The organism is Brumimicrobium sp., from assembly GCA_023957385.1.
Lineage (GTDB): Bacteria > Bacteroidota > Bacteroidia > Flavobacteriales_D > Crocinitomicaceae > Brumimicrobium.
Genome location: JAMLGZ010000001.1, coordinates 2261831 through 2282463, shown reverse-complemented (window position 1 = coordinate 2282463; position 20633 = coordinate 2261831). Strand labels below are relative to the sequence as shown.

The following is a 20633-nucleotide window of genomic DNA, read 5'->3' as shown; positions in this document are numbered from 1 at the left end:
CTTCAAAAGAAGCTTGTTTAATAGTTTAATATTTGTATGATAGTCAGATAATTACCTTAAAACATTCACATGTCCTACCTCTGTATGATGTTGGTCGGACATGGTTTCCTTGAATTCAATTTTCCAAATATAAGTCCCATCTCTTACAACTTTTCCACCATAAGTACCATTCCATCCTACTTCAGCATTATGTGATTCAAACAGAATTTCTCCCCATCTATCATAAATCGATAAAGTATAAACTTGTGGGTCAAAACCACTGGTGAATATTGGTTTGAATTCATCGTTAAATCCATCTGCATCTGGTGTAAATGTGTTTGGTACGTAGTAAATCAATTCGTCACGAATAATTATAACTAAACGAGCAGTATCAGCACAATCTTGCCCATTGGATGCAATTAAGGTTACCGTATAATTTGCAGGGACTTCTGGATATGTATGAACAGCATTTATATCGAAAGTGTAGGGAGATGCATCACCAAAATCCCATATATAATCTGTTGCACCAATGCTGTGATTAGTGAATGTAATTTCTGTTTCGGTTATGTTTGTAACCATTGGTGTTGCTGAAAAATCAGCTATAGGTCGTTGGGTAACTGAAATATAGTCTGCAATAGAGAAGGAACCGGTACAACCTTGTGCGGAGGTAACATTTAATGAAACACTATATGTACCAGCTGAATTATATGTATGGGAAACGGTAGTGCCGCAGTCATTTACTGTTGATCCATCACCAAAGTTCCATGTGCAAGTCCCATTATTTCCTGTACCCGTATTTGTAAATGTAACTGTGTGAGGTTCACATCCCATTAAATCATCTCCAACAAAATTAGGCTGAGGATTGGCGTTTACTTTTACAGTTTGTGTAGATGATTTTGAACATCCGTTTACTGTCGCAGTGTATTCAACTGTATATGTAGTGCCTCCTACACCATTTGAAATACTTCCTGTAGAAGCATTGATAGTCGCCCCATCACTTACAGAAGGATTAAAAGTAAACACACCTCCAGGGGTTGCAATATTGCTCGCACTATTTATTGCACCTTCACAAAAATCAGTAAGAGCAAAAGAAGGATTGATATCCGCTGGTTGTGTAAGTACAATATCGTTGTAGGATACATCACATCCGTTTACATCAGTTACCTTTAAGTTGTATGTTCCAGCACATAACCCTGAAATGTTGTCACTATTGGAACCAGTTGGATTTCCATTTGTCGTCCATTGATAAGTGTAAGGTGCTACACCACTAGATACGTTTGCAGTAATATTACCATCACACATACCAAAACATGAAGGATTAGTGGGTGTAACACTATTTATTACAGGACCATTGCTATTACTAATAGATTCTGTACCAGAGGCTGAACAACCATTAGCATCAGTTACTAAAATATTGTATATCCCTGCAGCTAGATTGGAGAAAGTTCCATTCCCTTGTGAAGAGCTACCATTATCAATAGAATATGTGTAGGGAGCCACGCCACTACTTGCAGTAATTACTAAACTACCATCCGAATTACCACAAGTAGAACCTGTATTGTTAGTCGTATATGTTGGGTTTTCAATAAAAGTAATCGTTACCGTTTTTACCGTATTACAACCAGAGCCGTTTGATACTGTCCAGGTTAATGTGTATGTTCCTGCTGCCGATGCCGTTATTGTAGAAGTTGGAGAACTAGCGTTGCTAAATGTTACCCCACTTGGTCCAGTCCACGTACCTGTTGCTCCAGCGCTCATGCTTCCTGCTAATGTATATGTCATCACTCCACATGCTGCAGTTGCATCAGAACCAGCATCTGCTGTTGGCCCACCTACAAAAGGTCCACCTGAAATGGTAATAGGGCATCCGTTATCATCTGTTATTTCAAAACTATACATATCCCCATTTTGTAGTCCAGTTACGGTAATTGTTCCTCCATTAGCACAAGTAGCTGTACTAAATGATGCTGTTGCTGGTAATAAGTTGCTTGCTGTGAAGTTTGAGCCGTCTATTTGAGGTAATCCACCAGAAACAGAAACAGAGAAAGTACCAGCGGCACAATCTTCAACCGGGTTAGAGCTAATCACTTGTGGCAAATATTGAATAGCAATAGCAGCTCCCATATCGTAACAGTTATCTCCACTGTTTGTGTATGAATACCATCCATTTAAGGTATCATACATGGTAATAGGAACTATATAAAGTGTGTTATTAGTAAAAGGAGTACCAAAATTAGGTGGTGTACCATTTTGGTTTGGAATAAAGATTCCAGGGTCTCCGGCATTTCCGCCACTGGAAGCAACCCACCCCACAAAACATGGATCTGTAAGCAAATCAGCAGGAGGAAAGACAGTTGGAGGACAAGAATATACCATATAACCAACACCCGGAAGATATACAGCAGGCAGCATAGGATCTCCTCCTAAATCTGCCGAAGGAACAAATCCACCATTAGGATCAATGGTTAAGATATCTCCATAGCAAAGCTTATAATTTTGTTGGCCATCACCAATTAAGTTAATATCAAAGGTTCCGATATTAACAATACAAGAACAATCGGAAGGATTGGTATAGGAAATAGTTGATGTACAAGTAGGATCAGCAGAAAATTGAGCGGTGATGCTACAGTTCGCACCATCTGCGGGAATTCCAGAGATAGAATAACTGATTGGACTAGTAAATGGTGCGTTGAATGTTTGTTGGTGACCGTTACAATCAGACACAATAAGTTGTCCTGTTGTTGGAGCATCCGTAAATTCCACTATACCTGATATAGTGAATGTATTGGTTGGACCATCGCAAGCAGCGATGTTTGCTTCGAAGTTGTTAATTAGACAAGATTGACAACTTTGTACAGTAACATAGGCAGTATCTTTTGATACATATCCACAGCTATTTACATCCGTGACAACATACATGTATGTACCAGGTGTTGCTGGTGGAGTAACTGTAACATTAGCACCTGTTTGCGGGGAAATGTCAGCTGCATTAGGAGATTGTGACCAGTCGTAATTTCCACTACCACTACTAGCAGTCAAGTTAACCGATCCACCTGTACAAATTGTAGAAGCGGCAGGATTTACTTGAACATCATCTGGATCAGATTCAAAAGAATCAGCTTGTAGGAATACGGCAGAATCCATACCGGTATCAACTGAATTACAAATAGCAATTTTAATATGATAGGTTTGATTACATTGTAAGGGTGCATTTGCTGGTAGGACAACAGTACATCCATTCAAATCATCTAAAATAGGCATGCCGAAAAGTAATTCACCAACAATTTGAGAATTGGTAAAGAGAGTATTATAAGCAGTCGTAAAATAAACTGAATTTGCTTGCCAATTTGGATCCATATTTGAACAGTAGTTCGGATCGTTCCATCCAGCATTACCAGAGTTAACTGTATTAATTCCAACAGGAATATTGGGAGAACCAGGAACAACAGCTAAGTTAATGGCATTATTAGAATAAGGGCCAGAAATACCAGGTCCAGATAAGAAGAATCCAAATACATCATTAAAGTCTGAGCAAGTATAAAGATTATACTCTGAAGAACCAAAAATATAATTAAATGTTAGTGTGGCTCCCGTAGGAATAAAATCAAATTCTATGATAACTCCATTTGTTGGGTCCCCTCCAATAGCAACTAAATCTGGATCATTGATAGATGGGGCATTCTTTGTACGTATTAAGACTCCATTGCTCATAGGAAAAGATGTACTAGTAGCATCAAATATTTTAACCGGATCTTGATTTATATTAGCGTTTGGTGCAGAACCATTATAAGTGACATTGGTAGCAGTTAATCCCCCTCCTAGCAATACATTTTGAATAGCGTTAGTTGGAGAAGTGTTAGTGAGAGTAATGGTTTGTCCATGTGTGAGTGTGCTTATACAAAATAAAATAAGTATAATGTAATAGTTTATAGTTTTTCTCATGGTTTTAGTAATATATTCTTAAAACGAAATTCATTCTAATTGGTTGCCCAAATGGTGGGTCAATTTTATTTATTTTTTCGTTTAAAAATTATTCTAAATATATGATTTTGAATGTAGTTAATAAGATTTTAAAATCACAAATTGATGAAAGGCTAAATAGAAGGGTAAATGGGATATTTTATTTTTAATTGGCTTTAGATTGTTACCAACGAATTATTAATTTTAAATTAAACCTTCTTTGCGTAAGATAATTAGGGATAGCAATATATCTTCCTTCTGTATCTTGTACCCATTGTTGAGAAAGTACATTTTTAAATCCGAGAAGATTAAAAATTTCAAAATTAAGTCGTATATCGGTAAAAGGGCGAAACATTTTTTTTCTTGTTTCCCGATTTGGTTTCTTATAAAGAAAATCCCATCCAAAACCTATATCTACACGAAAATAAGCTTTCTGACGTAGAACATCTTTGTAGCGTTCATGACCAGGGGGACCATACGGTAATTTAGATCCAAAATGTAGCCCTAACTGAGCGGTTAATTGTTCGAGTTTAGGCATTCTATCTTGAAATAGGGTAGCAAATGTTACCCATTGATCAGTTGGTTTAGGAATAAATCCAGGAGAATTTAATATACTATCAGTGGGTACATTGTTAAAAGTGTATCCGGGGATAATTTTTTCACCATCAGAATTATAATAGGTATAATAATCATCATTATTAAGATCTTCTATGCTTCTTAATAGACCTAATTTGAAGAAGGATTGTACACCATCAATAAATTCACCGTTTAATTGAAAATCCATACCGTATGCATGCCCAATAGCATTATTTTCAGCGAAGTAGCGTAAACGCACATTATCAATGTAATATGGATTCACATCCCACATATATTTGTAAAACAATTCACTCGTAAGTTTAAATGGAGTTTTTCTGTCCCACATGTTAAAGGTAAACTCTGTACCAGCTACAAAATGGAAGGATTTTTGACTTTTAGTGTCAGTATATAATTCACCATTAAAACGACGTAATTCACGATAAAAAGGAGGTTGGTAATATAATCCAGTTCCTGCATAGATTCGGATATATCTTTTCTTTAATGTTTCTTCTTTATCTAAATAATAAACTCTTGGAAAATAACTTACCATGGCTCGAGGAGTTACATAAAATTCATGGTTAAAAGCAGTATATCCCATACGTACACCTGTGTTGAATGCAAATTGAGAACGAGAATTTTCAACAGTGTCTTTAAATGTATATTTTACTTTGGTACCTGATTCATCTTTCTTCTTGACCTTGATTGAGATAGGATATAATTCTTTGACTTTATCAAAAGTTTGACTGTATTGTATAAATCCACTAGTTCTGAATGTTGATAGAGTATTGTTTGCTTTAATCACATCTTTTAGAGTAACTTCATAAGGATTAGTTTGTGGTAAACTATATCCTGCTGAATCTATAAGTCCCCATTCACTTATAACATCTTTAAAGTCCTCATATTGTCCATTTATTCCCCAGTCTATTTTTCCTTTTTTATCATGATCTAGTCCATCTTCGCTAATCTTTAAGAATTGGTACCCACCTTCTAAGCGGAGAGAATAAATGGTAGCTTTTAATTGGTTTCTAGCATGGTTGAGATAAGCTCCAACACCAAGCGTTCCTATAGAATCTCCGTATTCTTCTTTAGCAGGATCTTTTTCAAGTTCATTGATATAATATTCACCTAAGATATCAAAATTTTCACGTTCATCTGTGTTGAATATCTGAGCATATAAAGCAATATTGGTTCTTTTATTAGCCTGCCATTTTAATGAGGTAGCTCCTGTGATTGTTTGGAATTTTGTTCTTTCTTGCCCTTCAAAATAAACTTTAAAACTCAAGGGATTATTTATTGTTCCTAGTTTGGTTTCCTGTGTTTCGGGAGCAAAATTATAATTGTTGGAAGAGAAATGACCTAATACACTCCAAACCAAATTTTCTTTAATATAGAAATTAGTAAGTAATTGAAAATCATAAAAAACAGGTTTGTAAGTTCCTTTAATGGGAAGTGCATTAAGCAAATACCCTTTATTCTGGTATCTACCACCTGCTAAAAAATTAAAACGAGCTCCTACCTTGTCTTCAACGTGCGCACTTACACCGAGCATTGATGCGTCAAAAGAGCCATGAAATGCAGTAGGAGAGCGGTAAGTAATATCTAGTACAGAACTTAATCTGTCTCCATAATTAGCTGTAAATCCACCAGCACTAAATGCAATACTTTCAACTAAGTTTGGATTGATAAAACTCATTCCTTCTTGCTCTCCGCTACGGGTTAAAAATGGTCGATAAATTTCAAAACCATTTACATAGATAAGATTTTCGTCATAACTACCTCCACGAACATTGTAATTACTTGTTAATTCATTGTTTGAAGATGCTGCTGTTGTATAAGTAATATACTTTTCAACACTATTTGTGGGGCCAGGAATTTGGTGTATTTCAATAACAGGCAATTCATTTATGGATAAATCTTTGCTTTTACCTGAGACATCAACTCCTTCAAGGTATTGTATATTTAATTTGATTTTATCAAGCTTTAGAATTTGACCTTCTTGAACTTCAATATCTATAAGTTTATTGCTCTCATCTTCTTTATAGATTAATTGATGTTTGCCTGGAGGAACTTTGAGTGAGAAATCTCCTTCTATGTTGGTTGTAGTTTGGTGTTTACTATTGTCTTGTGTAATGATTGTAACTTGAATATTGGGGAAACCTTTATTCGTTTTATCTACAATTTTCCCCATAACAGTGCCCATCTGAGCAAAGCTAAATACTGTGAAAAATGTAAATAAAATAACTATTCCAAATCCCCGCATGTAGAGTTGAGTTTATCCAATTAACGTTGAGAAGTCAAAAATGGTATGTACATGAATTATAAAAGTTCTTCAATAATTCTATCCATAGAATACCCTTCTGCCTCTGCTTTGTAATTACGGACTATTCGATGTCTTAATATAGGCTTTGCAACAGCTTTTACATCTTCAATATCAGGTGCATATTTTCCGTTTAGAGCAGCATGGCACTTAGCCCCAATAATTAGATATTGAGAAGCTCTGGGTCCTGCACCCCATGAGATAAAGTCTTTGGTTATTTTAGGAGAAGAAGCATCGTTAACACGTGTTTTAGCGACTAAGCGAACTGCATATTCCAATACATTATCGGCAACTGGGATTTCTCGGATGAGAGATTGTAATTGCATAATTTCCTCTCCACTCATGATTTGTTTAATTTCAATATGTTTATCTTGTGTGGTTCCTTTTACAATTTGAATTTCTTCTTCAAAAGTGGGATAATCTACCCAAATATTAAACATAAATCGGTCAAGCTGAGCCTCTGGTAATGGATAAGTACCTTCTTGTTCGATTGGATTTTGAGTAGCTAATACAAAGAAAGGTTGAGGAAGCGGATAGGTTTTACCAGCTGCTGTTACTTTTCTTTCTTGCATGGCTTCTAATAATGCCGATTGTGTTTTAGGAGGAGTACGGTTAATCTCATCCGCCAAAATAATATTACTAAATAAAGGTCCTTTCACAAATTGAAATGCTCTGTTTTCATTTAAAATCTCAGAACCAATAATGTCAGAAGGCATTAAATCTGGAGTAAATTGGATACGGTTAAAACTTAAGCCAAGAGATTGCGCTATGGTGTTTACTAATAAAGTTTTCGCAAGTCCAGGAACACCAACTAATAAACAGTGTCCTCGTGAGAATATAGAAATAAGCACTTGGTCAACTACTTCTTCCTGACCTACGATGATTTTATGAACTTCTGTTTTAAGTTCTTTTGATTTTGCAATTAATTGATTCAATTTTTCAACATCAGACATGGTATAAGAATTATAGTTTATTATTTATTTCCAATTGTAAATAAAATCACAATCCACATAGTTTTTATCAATACGAATATATGTTTTTTTAATCTTCTTGTTCACCCAATCAGTAATTGTGGTAGTTTTCTTTTGATTTTCGGCTGCTTTTTTGATGAAGCTATAATCGTCCAGAAGATTTGCTCTGTGAGGGTTTGTTCTGTTTTTAATTCGTACAATTCTAACTCCTTCTTTTCGATTCATCATATCTGTGAATAATGCAGGGTTAGAAATTTGTCCAACATTTAGTCCGTTTGTTATTTCAAAAATTTGAGGGTCTATTTGGTTGATATTAGCAACGTCCCAAAACTGTTCACCCGTATATGGATTAGTTATGATTCCTTGGTTTTGTTTTGTTTCTTCATCTTCAGAATATTCTGCTACAGCTTGATCCCATGTGATTTCATGTTTCATTAATTTAGCATGACATTCATCCAGTAATGTAGCAGCATCACCTAATTCTTTTCTTCCAATTTCAGGAGATAGCAGAATATGACGAACAGTATAATCATCACCTTTGCGTTCAAGCAATTGTATCAAGTGGTATCCATATTGAGTTTGAACGACATCTGATACTTCTCCTGGATTAAGAGCAAATGCGGCTGCTTCAAAAGGTTTTACCATCATTCCACGAGTTGCTTCAATCTTTCCTCCATCTCGAGCACTACCTAGATCTTCGGAATAAACAGTTGCAAGCGTTGCAAAAGACTTTTCACCAGAAATCACCTCCTCTCTCCATTTTCTAAGCTTTGTAATTACAGCATCAATACTAGTTTGTGAAATTTTAGGGTAAATCACAATTTGTTGAATAGAAATGTTTTCGTTTATGAATGGGAGACTGTCTTCAGGTATTTTATTAAAAAACTCTTCAACTTCTTTTGGGCTCACTTCTACATGCTCTACTACTTGTCGTTCCATTTCTTGAGCAAGCATTCTATTCCGAATATCTTCTCTAAATTCATCCTTTATTTGTGTATAACTTTTACCATAAAATTTTTCTAATTTTTCACGACCTCCAATTTGATGCTCAATGGTTCTTAATCTATTCTCCATCTCTGCATTTACCTGCTCATCAGTGATCTTAATACTATCAATCTTAGATTGATTAAGCAGCAGTTTTTGGTATAAATTCTCTTCTAATATTGTACAATTAGAGTTTTCATTTATTGTTTGACCTTCATTTTTTAGTTGAATCTTTTCTGCTTCAATTTCTGAAAGATAGATAGGTTGATTGCCCACCTGGGCAATAACTTTATCAATTACACTACCTCCTTTGGAAGTGTTGTCATCAATAATTTGAGTCTTTCCTAACTGAATAGAAATAAGACTAATAAAAATCAATAGGATACTTTTTTCTGACATTATTTAATATTATTACTTTAGCTTCTTCTCGTAATTGATTGGAACGTATTGTTAAAATATGTTGTTTAATCTTTGCACGCTCAACTTGTAACGGTGAAGTAATACTCTTTGTTTTATAATCCAAAATATTTACATAGTGAGTTTCTCCATTTTCAAAAAAGATGGCATGACGTTGATTGCGGATAAGATCTTCTTTTTGGCTAGTTGAGATAGGGATTTCTCGCATCAAATCTTCAAAATAAATCCATCTGTTTTGCTCAAGGTAAAAACTGGTAGCATATAAATTACCAATTTTATTAATTTCATTAAAGTCTTTGCTATCTTTTAAAAGGTAATATTTATCAGCATTAATGATTTTAGCGATGGTATCTGGAATTTTCATGTAAAGAGCACGAACTATATAGCTTTCTCTTTTGTAATTGTCTCGGTGCTGATCATAATAGTTTTGAATGGCCTTTTCTGAGATAACAGTATCTAGATTTTCGCTAATATATTTGTTTTCAAGCGTGTATAGATTCAATTGTAAAAGGTCTTCATCTAATTTCACTTTCTGTTCCATGAGTTCTTTAGGCATATTATCCTCCATCTCGAGTAAAATTCGCTGTTGATTTGCCCATTGCTCAATTGCCAATTTTTGAGCTTCATTTTCTTCTAGATTAGGGTAATAAAGTTCTATACGTTTATTTAATTCTGATATGGTTAGAACTGAATTACCAATTTTGCAGATAGGATAATCATTTCCGTTTGTACAAGAAGTAAAAAACAGAAAAAGGCTGCCTAAAAAAGCAACCTTTAAAGATCGATATGGTAAAAGATTATTCACCTATACTGTAAAGAACATCTTTATTAATTGTAACACTATGTTTTTGATTTAGTTCTTTTAACCAAGAATCTTCCAAATATTTTTGATAATCTTGAATAATTTCACCTTTTGCTTCATTCAATTGTTTTGGTCCCGCGGGTATAATTTCCTCTACCATAATAAAGTAGTATTTATCCCCTGATTGGAAAATCTCATTAGCACCTTCTTTTAATGTTACAGAAGAGAGAATACTATTGTTGTTTTGGATATACTTCCCTTCTTCTGCAGCAATATTTAACTGTGAATCGGTGTTGATTTGATTCTTGATATCGCTCATAGTCAGAGTATCTATAGCACTTAGTTTATTAGCTTCTTCAACCATACTTTTTTTATCAGACGAATAAATAATAGCTTTCACACGTTGTGGCCATTGGTATTTACTGATATTTTTGTTATAAAACTCTTGCAAGCCTGTGGTGTCCTTAATGGCTTTATCCCAAACTTTGTCTTTCATTATTTCATATAATAGTACACCATCATGATATTCTTGTAATAAAGCTTTGTAACTTGGATATTTTTCAACTAATTTATCCTTTTCATCATTCATGATTTGTTGAGATTGCCATTGTTCATAATAGTAATCTACAAAGGAGTGGATAGGCATTTTATTGCGGTATGTTCCATTTGCTAAATAATCTAAGAATGATTGCATATCATATTTCTTTTTATTGTATTGGAATAACCAGCTGTTTTTTGATAGGGTAGGAGCATTCCATCCTTTTGTAAATATGGTACTGTCAATGTTGTTATAGAACCAAGTTAAGTTCTTTTTGCTATTGTCTTTAAACTTATTTGCTTTTTTTAGGTTTGAAATGAATGCTTCTTCAGACAATTTTCCACGGTCACCTTTTTTTACTTTTTGTAAGATATCTGCTTGTAAATTTTCAAAGCTATCTAAAGGTTTATATTCTATACGTTTTACAATGTGAAAGCCGAAATCTGTTTGGAAAGGTTCTGAATAATCTCCGTCATTTTTAAGGGCGAAAGCAGCGTCTTCAAATACTCCAATCATACGTTGGGTAGTACCTGTTCCAAATGCTGGCAATTGTCCGCCACTATTTTTACTTCCCTGATCATCTGAGTATAATCTAGCTAGTTTCTCAAAAGGTTCTCCTTCTTTAAGTTTTTGATAGACTTCGTCGATTTTTGCTTTTGCCTGCTCTATTTCAGATCTTTCTGGATTCTTAGTAAAAGCAATCATAATATGAGCGGCAGTTATAGTTCCTCTAGCATCTCTTTTGTCAGTTGATTGTATTAAGTGATATCCATAACTAGAACGTATAGGCATAGAAATTTCTCCTTGTTTTAGACTGTAAGCTGCAGATTCAAAAGGATATACCATTTGAAAAACTGTAAAGAATCCTAAATCTCCTTTGTTATCCTTTGCAGAAGGATCTTCAGAAAAGCGAGCTGCAACATCTCCAAAATTTTCTCCTTTTAAAATTTTATTTCTTAATTCTATCGCCTTGTTATATGCCTTTAATGTATCGGCAGGAGATGCGTTTGGAGCTACTTTTATTAAAATATGTGAAGCGCGGATTTCATATTTCATACGGTTGTATGCTTCTTTGACCAAATCATTAGTTTTAGAAGAATCAATTAAGTATGGTTTTGCTAGCTGCTCATCGTACCCTTTTAATTCTTTAACTAATGCAGGTAGAGTATCGTAACCTAAAGCTTCAGCCTCTGCTACTTTTAGTTTAAAGTTTTTAAATAACTCCATATATTCATCCAAAGAAGCTTGGTCGTATTTAGGGTGCTCGTTATTTTTAAGATAAACTCGAAGAAATTCTTCTTTAGTGATTGAATTTCCGTCGATAGTCATTACAATAGGTTCTTTTACTTTTTGAGTAAACGCATGGAAGGAGATAAATCCAGCTGCAATAAAAAATAATAATTTAAAATACATAATTGATTTGATAATGTTATTTAATACTATAATTAGGTGCTTCTCTAGTGATTGATACATCGTGTGGATGCGACTCAACCATACCGGCGTTGGTGATTCTTACAAATTCTGCGCCTTTTAAATGTTCGATATTTTTAGCTCCACAGTATCCCATTCCGGCACGTAATCCTCCAATGATTTGATATACTACTTCTTCTACGTTTCCTTTGTATGGAACCCTTCCTGAAATTCCTTCTGGAACTAGTTTTTTTGAATCAGCTTGATCTGCCTGAAAATAACGGTCTTTTGACCCTTTTTCCATGGCTTCTAAAGATCCCATACCTCTGTATGTTTTGAATTTTCTTCCTTGATATATAATAGTATCTCCTGGAGATTCATCTGTTCCAGCGAACATAGAACCTAGCATAACAGCATCAGCTCCAGCAGCAATAGCTTTTACAATATCTCCTGTATAGCGAATACCTCCGTCAGCGAGAATTGGAATATTAGTACCAAGTAGAGCTTTCGCTACATCATTGATTGCTGTAATTTGAGGTACACCTACACCTGCAATTACGCGTGTTGTACAAATAGAACCAGGTCCGATCCCTACTTTCACGGCGTCAGCACCAGCATCTACTAAAAATTTAGCGGCCTCACCAGTAGCGATATTACCTACAATAACGTCGATATTTTTATGTTTAGCTTTTACTGCTTTTAATTTCTCAACAACGCCTTGCGTATGCCCATGAGCGGTGTCAATCACAATAGCATCTACACCAGCAGCTACTAAGGCATCTACTCTTTCCATGGTATCAGTTGTAACCCCAACGGCTGCTGCAACGCGTAAGCGACCTAAGTCATCTTTACAAGAATTTGGATGCTCTTTTACTTTGATAATATCTCTGTATGTGATAAGGCCTATTAACTTATAATCCTTATCTACAACAGGTAATTTCTCAATCTTATGTTCTTGGAGAATTTCTTCTGCCGTATGTAAATCGGTTGAATCTGTAGTTACAATCAATCGATCTTTTGTCATTACTTCAATAATTGGGCGTTCTTTTGCTTTTTCAAAACGTAAATCTCTGTTAGTAACGATTCCAATTAACTTTTTACTTTCGTTTACTACAGGAATTCCTCCAATTTTATATTCTTTCATTAAAGCCAAAGCATCTTTTACCAATGCTTTTTCATCTAAAGTAATAGGATCTATAATCATTCCGCTCTCAGAACGTTTTACTTTTCTAACTTCAAAAGCTTGTTCTTCGATGCTCATGTTTTTATGAATTACACCAATTCCACCATTTTGAGCTATAGCTATTGCCATGGCTGATTCTGTAACCGTGTCCATTGCTGAAGAAAGAATAGGCGTATTTACTGTAATGTTTTTGGAGATTCTGCTTTTCAAAGATACATCTTTTGGTAATACCTCAGAATGAGCTGGGACGAGTAGGATATCGTCAAATGTTAGTGCTTCTCTTATGCTGTTTATGTCTCGAAATGCCATTTGAACTTATTTTAATGAATAAATTCGTGCAAAAATACAAAAATTAAATTCTTATGTGCTTATTACAAATATTTTCTATTGATAAAATCTGTTAAATTGTGATAATTCTTATATTCGAAACCTGAAATTAGTGTCAATGAAAAATTACTTTTTACTACTAATCACTGTAATGGTGCTTGTTTTTAATAGTCCAGTCTATGCTACACAAGTTGAGTTCCCACAGGTTGTATTAAAAAATGTCCCAACAGATATTCGGGTTTATACGGAAGATACATTGGAGGTTATTACCTTAAATAATGAAATAATACCGTTAATAGAAAGAGATGGTTTCTATAAAGGAACTATAACGCTAAAAGACGATAAGATTCAGTTTAAAGATAGTTCTACTTCCTATAATTATCCACTTTTAATACCTGGATGGTTATCTGTTTTGCCTCCTTTAATTGCAATTGCGTTGGCACTCATTTTTAAAGAAGTTATATCCTCATTATTTATAGGTATTTTCGTTGGTGCTGCAATTATCGGTGTATATGCAGATGGAGCATCGGGCTTTTTTACAGCTTTTCTATCTGTGTTGGATACTTATATTTTGAATGCGCTTTTTAATGAAGAACATTTAGCAGTTATTTTATTCTCTATGCTCATTGGCTCTATTGTAGCTGTTATATCTAAAAATGGTGGTATGAGAGGAGTGGTGAGTCACTTGGCTAAGTTTGCTAAAACTCGCCGATCAGGATCGATGACTGCTTATATCTTAGGTATTGCCATATTCTTTGACGATTATGCAAACACATTAGTTGTCGGTAATACGATGAGACCTATTACAGATAAACTAAAAATATCACGTGAAAAATTAGCCTATATCGTAGATTCTACAGCTGCTCCTGTGGCTGCTACTGCCTTTATTACTACATGGATTGGAGCTGAGCTAACGTATATTTCTGATGGAGTAAAAGAAATAGAAGCTGCTAAGGGAGTTAAATTCGTAGAAAGTGCATATAGTATTTTTATGAACTCATTACCATATGCTTTCTATTCAATATTTACTCTTGTATTTATGTTTATTTTAATATATAGACAGCGAGATTATGGCTCTATGTATAAAGCTGAGGTAAAAGCTAAAGAGGAAGGGATTAATGAAGAAACTATATCAAGCTCTGAGTTACAAAAATTAGAGCCAGCAGATTCTGTTAAACCAAAATCATATAATGCAATTATTCCTATTGCTATCATTGTATTTGGAACTTTAGTAGGTTTGCTATATACTGGAATGTCATCTATGCACACAGAAATGCTTGCAAATGGGGTGGATGTTAGTAAAGGAACATGGAGCGCTATTACGATGGCTGATGGTTCGTACGCTAGTTTTTTCACCAAATTAGGATTGGTTATAGGTAATTCTAATTCATTTGTAGCTTTGCTATGGGCTTCTTTAACAGGTTTAGGTGTAGCTATTTTACTTACTGTGATTCCACGAATAATGACTCTAAAGGACACAATGGAAACGGTAGTTGTTGGATTTAATTCTATGCTATCTACTATGATTATTTTAATTTTAGCATGGTCTTTAGCAGGTACAACTGAGGCACTTTCTACAGCTCAATATTTACAAACCTTCTTCGATGCTGATTTTTCGCATACGTGGGTGATTCCAGCATTGACTTTTATTCTATCTGGATTTATTTCTTTCTCGACAGGTTCTTCGTGGAGTACTATGGCTCTGATGTATCCTTTGGTGATTCCATTGTCTTATACAGTAGCATTGAATGATCCAAATTATTCAGAAATGATGATTTTACATATAACTATTGCTTCTGTTTTAGCAGGTTCGGTGTTGGGCGACCATTGTTCTCCTATCTCAGACACGACTATTTTGAGTAGTATGGCTAGTTCTTGTAATCATATTCAGCATGTAAAAACACAGATGCCTTATGCTATTACCGTTGGATTAATATCTTTATTTATAGGAATTATCCCTGTTGCCTTAGGTGTCCCTGTCTGGATTACTTTAACTATAGGAATACTTATGCTTTATTTGATTATTCAGTTTGTTGGTAAGAAAATATAGAACTCTTTAGTTGAAACTGTATTTTAAGCCTATTCCTGTATCGCTTAAGGATATTTTATCTAAAAATAAATTATCGGCATTTTTTCGTTGATGACTATGGCGAAAATATTGAATAAAATCAAAGAAAAGTAGAAAAGCTCCATTAATTAAAAATGAATCTCCATAACCATTTAGCATATCTTGATGTTTCGGATATTTACTAGCTATTCCACGTAAAAAAGCCCCAGTTCCAACATATAAAAAGTCAAGTCCTCCGTTGATAAGAAATGTTTGTTCACTTGAATATTGCATCTTTATCATTTTTCCAGTTGGAACATTTGCATCTACTGCTTTGTAAGAACCTAATAATCCAGGAATAGCTATTCCTATGTTGATAGCGCTCCATAGCACGTTCATCTGACCAAAATATTTAACTTCTCCCTTGCCTAGTGCCCAAGCGGCTATTCCTCCTGCCATATTAACACTAGACCAAGAGGTATATGCAATCATACCGCTTTTTCCAATTTGTTGTTTCTTCACAAGAAAATCATAATTGGTTTCATATTTATATTGTGCATTTATTCCAGTTGAAGTTAGTGAAATAAGCAAAATCAGAAGTGTAAATGTTGTTTTCATATTAATTGTTTTCACAATTAGAGAGATGAGTGAAGAAAAGGTTACAAACACTATTTTGGAGCCAAGCGATATAAGAAAAGTCCGAGTATGCCAAAAATGATATTAGGAATCCAGACGGCAATGAAAGCAGGGAATCCAACATTCTCTGCGGCAACAGTAAACACTTTCATTGCAAAAATAAAGGTAAAAGCCAAGAATAGCCCTACGGCAATATTTGCCCCTATTCCTCCTCTGGACTTTTTGGAAGAGACAGCCATGCCAATTAATGTAAGTACATACGTGGCAAAAGGAAAGGAAGTACGTTGATAAAGTTCTATCTCATAGAAGGGGATTTCTGCAGATCCTTTTAGTTTCTCTTTTCGAATAAATTCTTTAAGTTCTTTATATCCCATCGTCATAGCTACAGATTCACGTTGAGCCATGTCATTGAGTTTAAAGGGAAATACAGTATCTAATTCTTGCCCAGAGATTTCAGGATAAACTAGTTTGTCATTTGGATTCCCTATGTATCGGATGTGATAACCGATTAATTTCCATGAATTTGTGCTGTCTGTATTGATAGCTTCACTTGCTTTTAAAATAGATATTAAATTATCCTTTTCATCACGTTGCTCAATAATAAAGCCTAACGCTCTGTTCATGTCAGATCGATAGGAATCAAAATAAACAATTTGATGCCCAGGATACTCAGCAAAATAATCATTAACAGTTCGGATATTTCTATAATAATCTTCTTCGAAAGCCAATCTTGCTCTATTGGAAATGGGTAATACGTAGTGATTGAGTAAGAGAGAAATTAACATGAGAATGGTAGCACCAATCATGTAGGGGCGCAAGATTCTTCTGAAAGGGCGTCCACTATTTAACATGGGGATTATTTCGGTGTTCTGAGCTAATTTGGCAGTAAACCAGATTACGGAAACAAATACAATAAGAGGAGAAAATAAATTTCCAAAATAAATGACAAAATTGAGGTAGTATTCAAAAATTATCGCTTTGATTGAGGCGCCTTTCTCTAGAAATTCAGTAAGTCGTTCTGCTAAATCAAAGACCATAGCTAATAACATAATTACACCCAACATAAAGAAGAATGTAACTAAATACTTTTTAATAATATACCGATCTAAAATCTTGAGCATCTATTTTACATAATCATTTCAATAGCATATAGAAATCTAATATCCAAATTTACAATCTTTCCGCTAAAATCTTCACTTTTTGTTTTTTCCACTCACCAAATGTATCATTTAATATTCTTTCCCTAGCTTCTTTAACTAAAGCTAAATAGAATGCTAGATTATGTATCGAGGCGATTTGTATGGCTAAGTTTTCTTTTGCTTTCACCAAATGGTGAAGATAGGCTTTAGTATAAAACTGATCAACCAATGAAGTTCCGTTTGGATCTAAAGGTGAGAAATCTTTTTCCCATTTTTTATTCTTGATATTAATGATACCTTGGGAAGTGAATAACATGCCATGGCGCGCATTACGTGTGGGCATCACGCAATCAAACATATCGATCCCAAGAGAGATTCCTTCTAATAAGTTAACTGGAGTTCCTACACCCATTAGATAGCGAGGTCTTTCTTTTGGAAGGATGTCACACACTATTTCGGTAAATTCATACATCTGTTCTTCTGGTTCACCGACAGACAATCCTCCTATTGCATTTCCGATAGCTTCAGTATCAGCTATATACTTGGCAGATTCTTCTCTTAAATCTTTATAAACACTTCCTTGAACGATAGGGAAAAGAGTTTGTTCATATCCATATTTAGGTTCAGTTTCTTTCATGCGTTGCACGCATCTATCTAACCAACGGTGTGTCATTTTCATCGAATCTTTTGCGTATTGATAGTCACAAGGGAAAGGAGTACACTCATCAAAAGCCATGATAATATCGCCTCCAATAGAACGTTGAATGTCAATGGCTCTTTCAGGTGTAAAAAAATGATAACTACCATCAACAATGGATTGGAATTTCACTCCTTCTTCGTTGATTTTTCGACTGCTAGACATGGAATATACTTGATAACCACCACTATCTGTTAAGATTGGCTTATTCCAGTTTATAAATTGGTGTAAACCTCCAGCTGCTTCTAAAATATCAGTTCTGGGGCGCAAAAACAAATGGTAGGTGTTACCTAAAATTATTTGAGCTTTAATTTCGTTCTCTACTTCAAATTGATGAACGCCTTTTACAGACCCCACTGTTCCTACTGGCATAAAGATTGGCGTTTCAATCACTCCGTGATCTGTTACAAGTTTTCCCGCTCTTGCTTTTGTGTCTTTATTTTGATGAATTAATTCAAAGTGCATAAATATGTTGAAAAAATGAAAGGCACAAAGATAATTGTATTTAATCAAGTTCCCATCTTTGTATAAAAGTAAACGAATGGAAATCTTTCCTGATTTTTCAGATTTAAATCAAAGTGTAGGGAACTACGTGGTGTGGTTGTTAGTATTTGTGCAATTATTTTGGTTGCTTTTCTTCTATTTGAGAATTGTAATTCATAAAGAAAAAAATAATGAAACTTTACCTCCTATTAGTGTGATTATTGCAGCAAAAAATGAAGAAGAGAATTTGCAAGAATTTCTTCCAGCTATTTTAGAGCAAAATTACCCCGAATTTGAAGTAATTGTAATTAACCATCAATCGAGGGATAGTACATTATACATTCTCAAAGATTTTGAAAAACGTTATCCTAATTTAAGAATTATTGACATTCAGGATAGTACGCATTTAATGTATGGAAAGAAATTGCCTATCACCCTTGGAGTAAAAGGGGCTAAATATGAAAACCTTTTATTTACAGATGCTGATTGCAGACCAACTTCTTCTTCCTGGATTCGAGAAATGGCTGCTAAGTATTCAGAACAGAAATCGATTGTGCTAGGATATGCGCCTTATGAAAAGAAGGAAGGTTTTTTAAATAAATGGATACGAATAGACACTACTTTTATTGCGCTAAATTATCTTTCTTATGCGAAGGCAGGAATTCCATATATGGGAGTTGGGAGGAATTTAGCATATACCAAGGATTTGTTTATGACAAATGGTGGGTTTAAAATGCATTATACCATTGCTTCAGGAGATGACGATTTATTTATCCAAGAAGTAGTTAAAAATAAAAACTATACAATTTCCTTATCGCCTGATTCATTCTGTTATTCAGAGCCTGAAATCACATGGGAAAACTGGATGAGTCAAAAAGGCAGACACCTTACAACAGCTCCTCGTTATCCACTTATTAAAAAACTATTGTTAGGAATATATCCACTTTCAGTGATTTTGTTATTTCTTTCTTTTGTTCCTTTGCTAGTGTTAAACTGGTTTAATTGGTTTACAATTGGTTTAATAGGTGTACTAATTAGTGTAAAATGGATTGTTTTAGGAATGGCATTTAAAAGGTTAGAGCAAAAATCATTTATGGGAAGTATCTTATTTTGGGATTTTTTCTACGCTTTTTTTGCCCCTATCATCTATTTTAAAGCAAATAAAACTACCAAAAAGAAATGGAAATAACAGAACCAGAAGATAACCTATCCGAAAAAGGGAAAAAAGATCTCGTTATAGTTGATCGAGCAAAAGCAGGTGACCAAATGGCTTTTGCTGAATTAATGGGTAGATACCGCGAGTCTGTTTATTTTATGCTCTTGAAAATGGTGAAGAATCCGAATGATGCAGAAGACTTAACAATAGAAGCATTTGGAAAGGCTTTTCATCGTATTCATCAGTATTCTCCTAATTATGCATTTAGTACATGGTTATTTAAAATTGCATCTAATAATTGTATTGATTTTATACGTAAAAAAAGAATCAATTTGCTTTCTATAGATAATGCTTATATTAACCATGACGGAGATAGTGTTCAAATTGATATTGCAGGTGATACTCCAGATCCAGAAGAAGAATATATTAAGAATCAAAAAGTAAAAGCAATGAGGGCTGTGGTAGATAAATTGAAACCACGCTATAAAGATTTAATTGTAAAACGCTATTTCCTAGAATTGTCTTATGAAGAAATAGCAGAAGAACTTGATTTACCTTTAGGAACAGTGAAAGCCCAACTTTTCCGTGCGCGCGAATTTCTCGCAAACATTATGGAAAATACAAAAGATAATATTTAAGTATCTGTTAGAAAAAATCTTCTTTCTATTCAGGAAGTAAATCCATTTTTTCAGCAAAATGGAAGCAGTAATCACGTAAATCTTCCGTGATATTTTTCTCTCCAGTTGCATTTTCAAAAGTATCAGCCATTGTCATGAGTGTTTGATGAAAAAATTGTTTCATTTCATCTACAGTCAAATCTTTTGTCCATAAGTCCACCTTCAAGGTATTCTTTTCTTTTGGATCCCAAATAGATAAGAACATAGCTCCAGCCTCGCTATTTTCAATATTTGCATCGCTGGCAGACCACATCATTCTCAAGGGAACATTATTTACATTTGTTCCAACCTTAACAGATATCTCAGATGTTTTTACAATTTTATCATCACTCAT

Annotated in this window: 14 protein-coding genes; 3 read left to right on the top strand and 11 right to left on the bottom strand. The window is 34.4% G+C overall.

Translation table 11 applies throughout. The features are described from left to right. Window positions 1-51: 51 nt before the first annotated feature. The 7 genes from M9897_09995 to guaB form a co-directional block, all read right to left on the bottom strand. The gene (locus M9897_09995) at window positions 52-3921 is read right to left on the bottom strand and encodes a choice-of-anchor L domain-containing protein (protein ID MCO5269214.1); all 3870 of its coding nucleotides are present in this window, start codon (window positions 3919-3921) and stop codon (window positions 52-54) included. A 202-nt stretch (window positions 3922-4123) separates the two neighbouring features. After that, window positions 4124-6703 (bottom strand): TonB-dependent receptor plug domain-containing protein, encoded by a 2580-nt coding sequence (locus M9897_09990; GenBank protein ID MCO5269213.1) that lies wholly within the window; start codon window positions 6701-6703, stop codon window positions 4124-4126. Window positions 6704-6831: 128 nt separating this feature from the next. Continuing rightward, on the bottom strand, window positions 6832-7785 hold the full coding sequence (locus tag M9897_09985) for a MoxR family ATPase (GenBank protein MCO5269212.1): 954 nt from the start codon (window positions 7783-7785) through the stop codon (window positions 6832-6834). A 24-nt stretch (window positions 7786-7809) separates the two neighbouring features. Next, window positions 7810-9186 carry a peptidylprolyl isomerase gene (locus M9897_09980; GenBank protein ID MCO5269211.1) on the bottom strand — a complete coding sequence of 459 codons (1377 nt, stop codon included), beginning with the start codon at window positions 9184-9186 and terminating at the stop codon, window positions 7810-7812. Beyond that, window positions 9152-10009 (bottom strand): hypothetical protein, encoded by an 858-nt coding sequence (locus M9897_09975; GenBank protein ID MCO5269210.1) that lies wholly within the window; start codon window positions 10007-10009, stop codon window positions 9152-9154. Before M9897_09975 ends, M9897_09980 begins: the two co-directional genes overlap by 35 nt. After that, entirely contained in the window at window positions 10002-11957 is a 1956-nt protein-coding gene (locus M9897_09970) for a peptidylprolyl isomerase (protein ID MCO5269209.1), read from the bottom strand. Before M9897_09970 ends, M9897_09975 begins: the two co-directional genes overlap by 8 nt. 16 nt (window positions 11958-11973) lie before the next feature. Beyond that, the gene (gene guaB / locus M9897_09965) at window positions 11974-13446 is read right to left on the bottom strand and encodes an IMP dehydrogenase (GenBank protein ID MCO5269208.1); all 1473 of its coding nucleotides are present in this window, start codon (window positions 13444-13446) and stop codon (window positions 11974-11976) included. 136 nt (window positions 13447-13582) lie between these two features. Here guaB and M9897_09960 point away from each other — a divergent pair, with 136 nt between their 5' ends. Then, complete coding sequence (locus M9897_09960; GenBank protein MCO5269207.1) at window positions 13583-15514, top strand: hypothetical protein; 1932 nt, start codon at window positions 13583-13585, stop codon at window positions 15512-15514. Window positions 15515-15520: 6 nt separating this feature from the next. Here M9897_09960 and M9897_09955 read toward each other — a convergent pair whose 3' ends face one another. Genes M9897_09955 through tgt form a run of 3 tightly spaced genes read right to left on the bottom strand, consistent with a single transcriptional unit; the run spans window position 15521 to window position 18448 of the window. Beyond that, window positions 15521-16129 (bottom strand): hypothetical protein, encoded by a 609-nt coding sequence (locus tag M9897_09955; GenBank protein ID MCO5269206.1) that lies wholly within the window; start codon window positions 16127-16129, stop codon window positions 15521-15523. Between the two features lie 50 nt (window positions 16130-16179). Next, a complete protein-coding gene (locus tag M9897_09950) occupies window positions 16180-17268 on the bottom strand; it encodes an LptF/LptG family permease (protein MCO5269205.1) in 1089 nt (362 codons plus the stop codon). A gap of 49 nt (window positions 17269-17317) precedes the next feature. Further along, a complete protein-coding gene (gene tgt, locus M9897_09945) occupies window positions 17318-18448 on the bottom strand; it encodes a tRNA guanosine(34) transglycosylase Tgt (GenBank protein ID MCO5269204.1) in 1131 nt (376 codons plus the stop codon). A 76-nt stretch (window positions 18449-18524) separates the two neighbouring features. Between tgt and M9897_09940 the strand changes: the two genes are divergently transcribed. Both M9897_09940 and M9897_09935 read left to right on the top strand, forming a co-directional pair. After that, window positions 18525-19655: a glycosyltransferase gene (locus M9897_09940; protein ID MCO5269203.1), complete on the top strand. Its 1131-nt coding sequence runs from the start codon at window positions 18525-18527 to the stop codon at window positions 19653-19655. Then, a complete protein-coding gene (locus tag M9897_09935) occupies window positions 19646-20260 on the top strand; it encodes a sigma-70 family RNA polymerase sigma factor (protein MCO5269202.1) in 615 nt (204 codons plus the stop codon). The genes M9897_09940 and M9897_09935 overlap by 10 nt, the downstream gene beginning before the upstream one ends. A 25-nt stretch (window positions 20261-20285) precedes the next feature. Here M9897_09935 and gldC read toward each other — a convergent pair whose 3' ends face one another. Then, window positions 20286-20633 carry a gliding motility protein GldC gene (gene gldC / locus M9897_09930; protein MCO5269201.1) on the bottom strand — a complete coding sequence of 116 codons (348 nt, stop codon included), beginning with the start codon at window positions 20631-20633 and terminating at the stop codon, window positions 20286-20288.

Coding starts and splice junctions, on each gene's coding strand:
- M9897_09935 (MCO5269202.1), top strand. CDS start 19,646: ATGGAAATAACAGAACCAGAAGATAACCTATCCGAAAAAGGGAAAAAA.
- M9897_09985 (MCO5269212.1), bottom strand. CDS start 7,785: ATGTCTGATGTTGAAAAATTGAATCAATTAATTGCAAAATCAAAAGAA.
- M9897_09940 (MCO5269203.1), top strand. CDS start 18,525: ATGGAAATCTTTCCTGATTTTTCAGATTTAAATCAAAGTGTAGGGAAC.
- M9897_09990 (MCO5269213.1), bottom strand. CDS start 6,703: ATGGGGAAAATTGTAGATAAAACGAATAAAGGTTTCCCCAATATTCAA.
- tgt (MCO5269204.1), bottom strand. CDS start 18,448: ATGCACTTTGAATTAATTCATCAAAATAAAGACACAAAAGCAAGAGCG.
- M9897_09980 (MCO5269211.1), bottom strand. CDS start 9,186: ATGTCAGAAAAAAGTATCCTATTGATTTTTATTAGTCTTATTTCTATT.
- M9897_09950 (MCO5269205.1), bottom strand. CDS start 17,268: ATGCTCAAGATTTTAGATCGGTATATTATTAAAAAGTATTTAGTTACA.
- gldC (MCO5269201.1), bottom strand. CDS start 20,633: ATGAGTGATGATAAAATTGTAAAAACATCTGAGATATCTGTTAAGGTT.
- M9897_09960 (MCO5269207.1), top strand. CDS start 13,583: ATGAAAAATTACTTTTTACTACTAATCACTGTAATGGTGCTTGTTTTT.
- M9897_09995 (MCO5269214.1), bottom strand. CDS start 3,921: ATGAGAAAAACTATAAACTATTACATTATACTTATTTTATTTTGTATA.
- M9897_09955 (MCO5269206.1), bottom strand. CDS start 16,129: ATGAAAACAACATTTACACTTCTGATTTTGCTTATTTCACTAACTTCA.
- guaB (MCO5269208.1), bottom strand. CDS start 13,446: ATGGCATTTCGAGACATAAACAGCATAAGAGAAGCACTAACATTTGAC.
- M9897_09970 (MCO5269209.1), bottom strand. CDS start 11,957: ATGTATTTTAAATTATTATTTTTTATTGCAGCTGGATTTATCTCCTTC.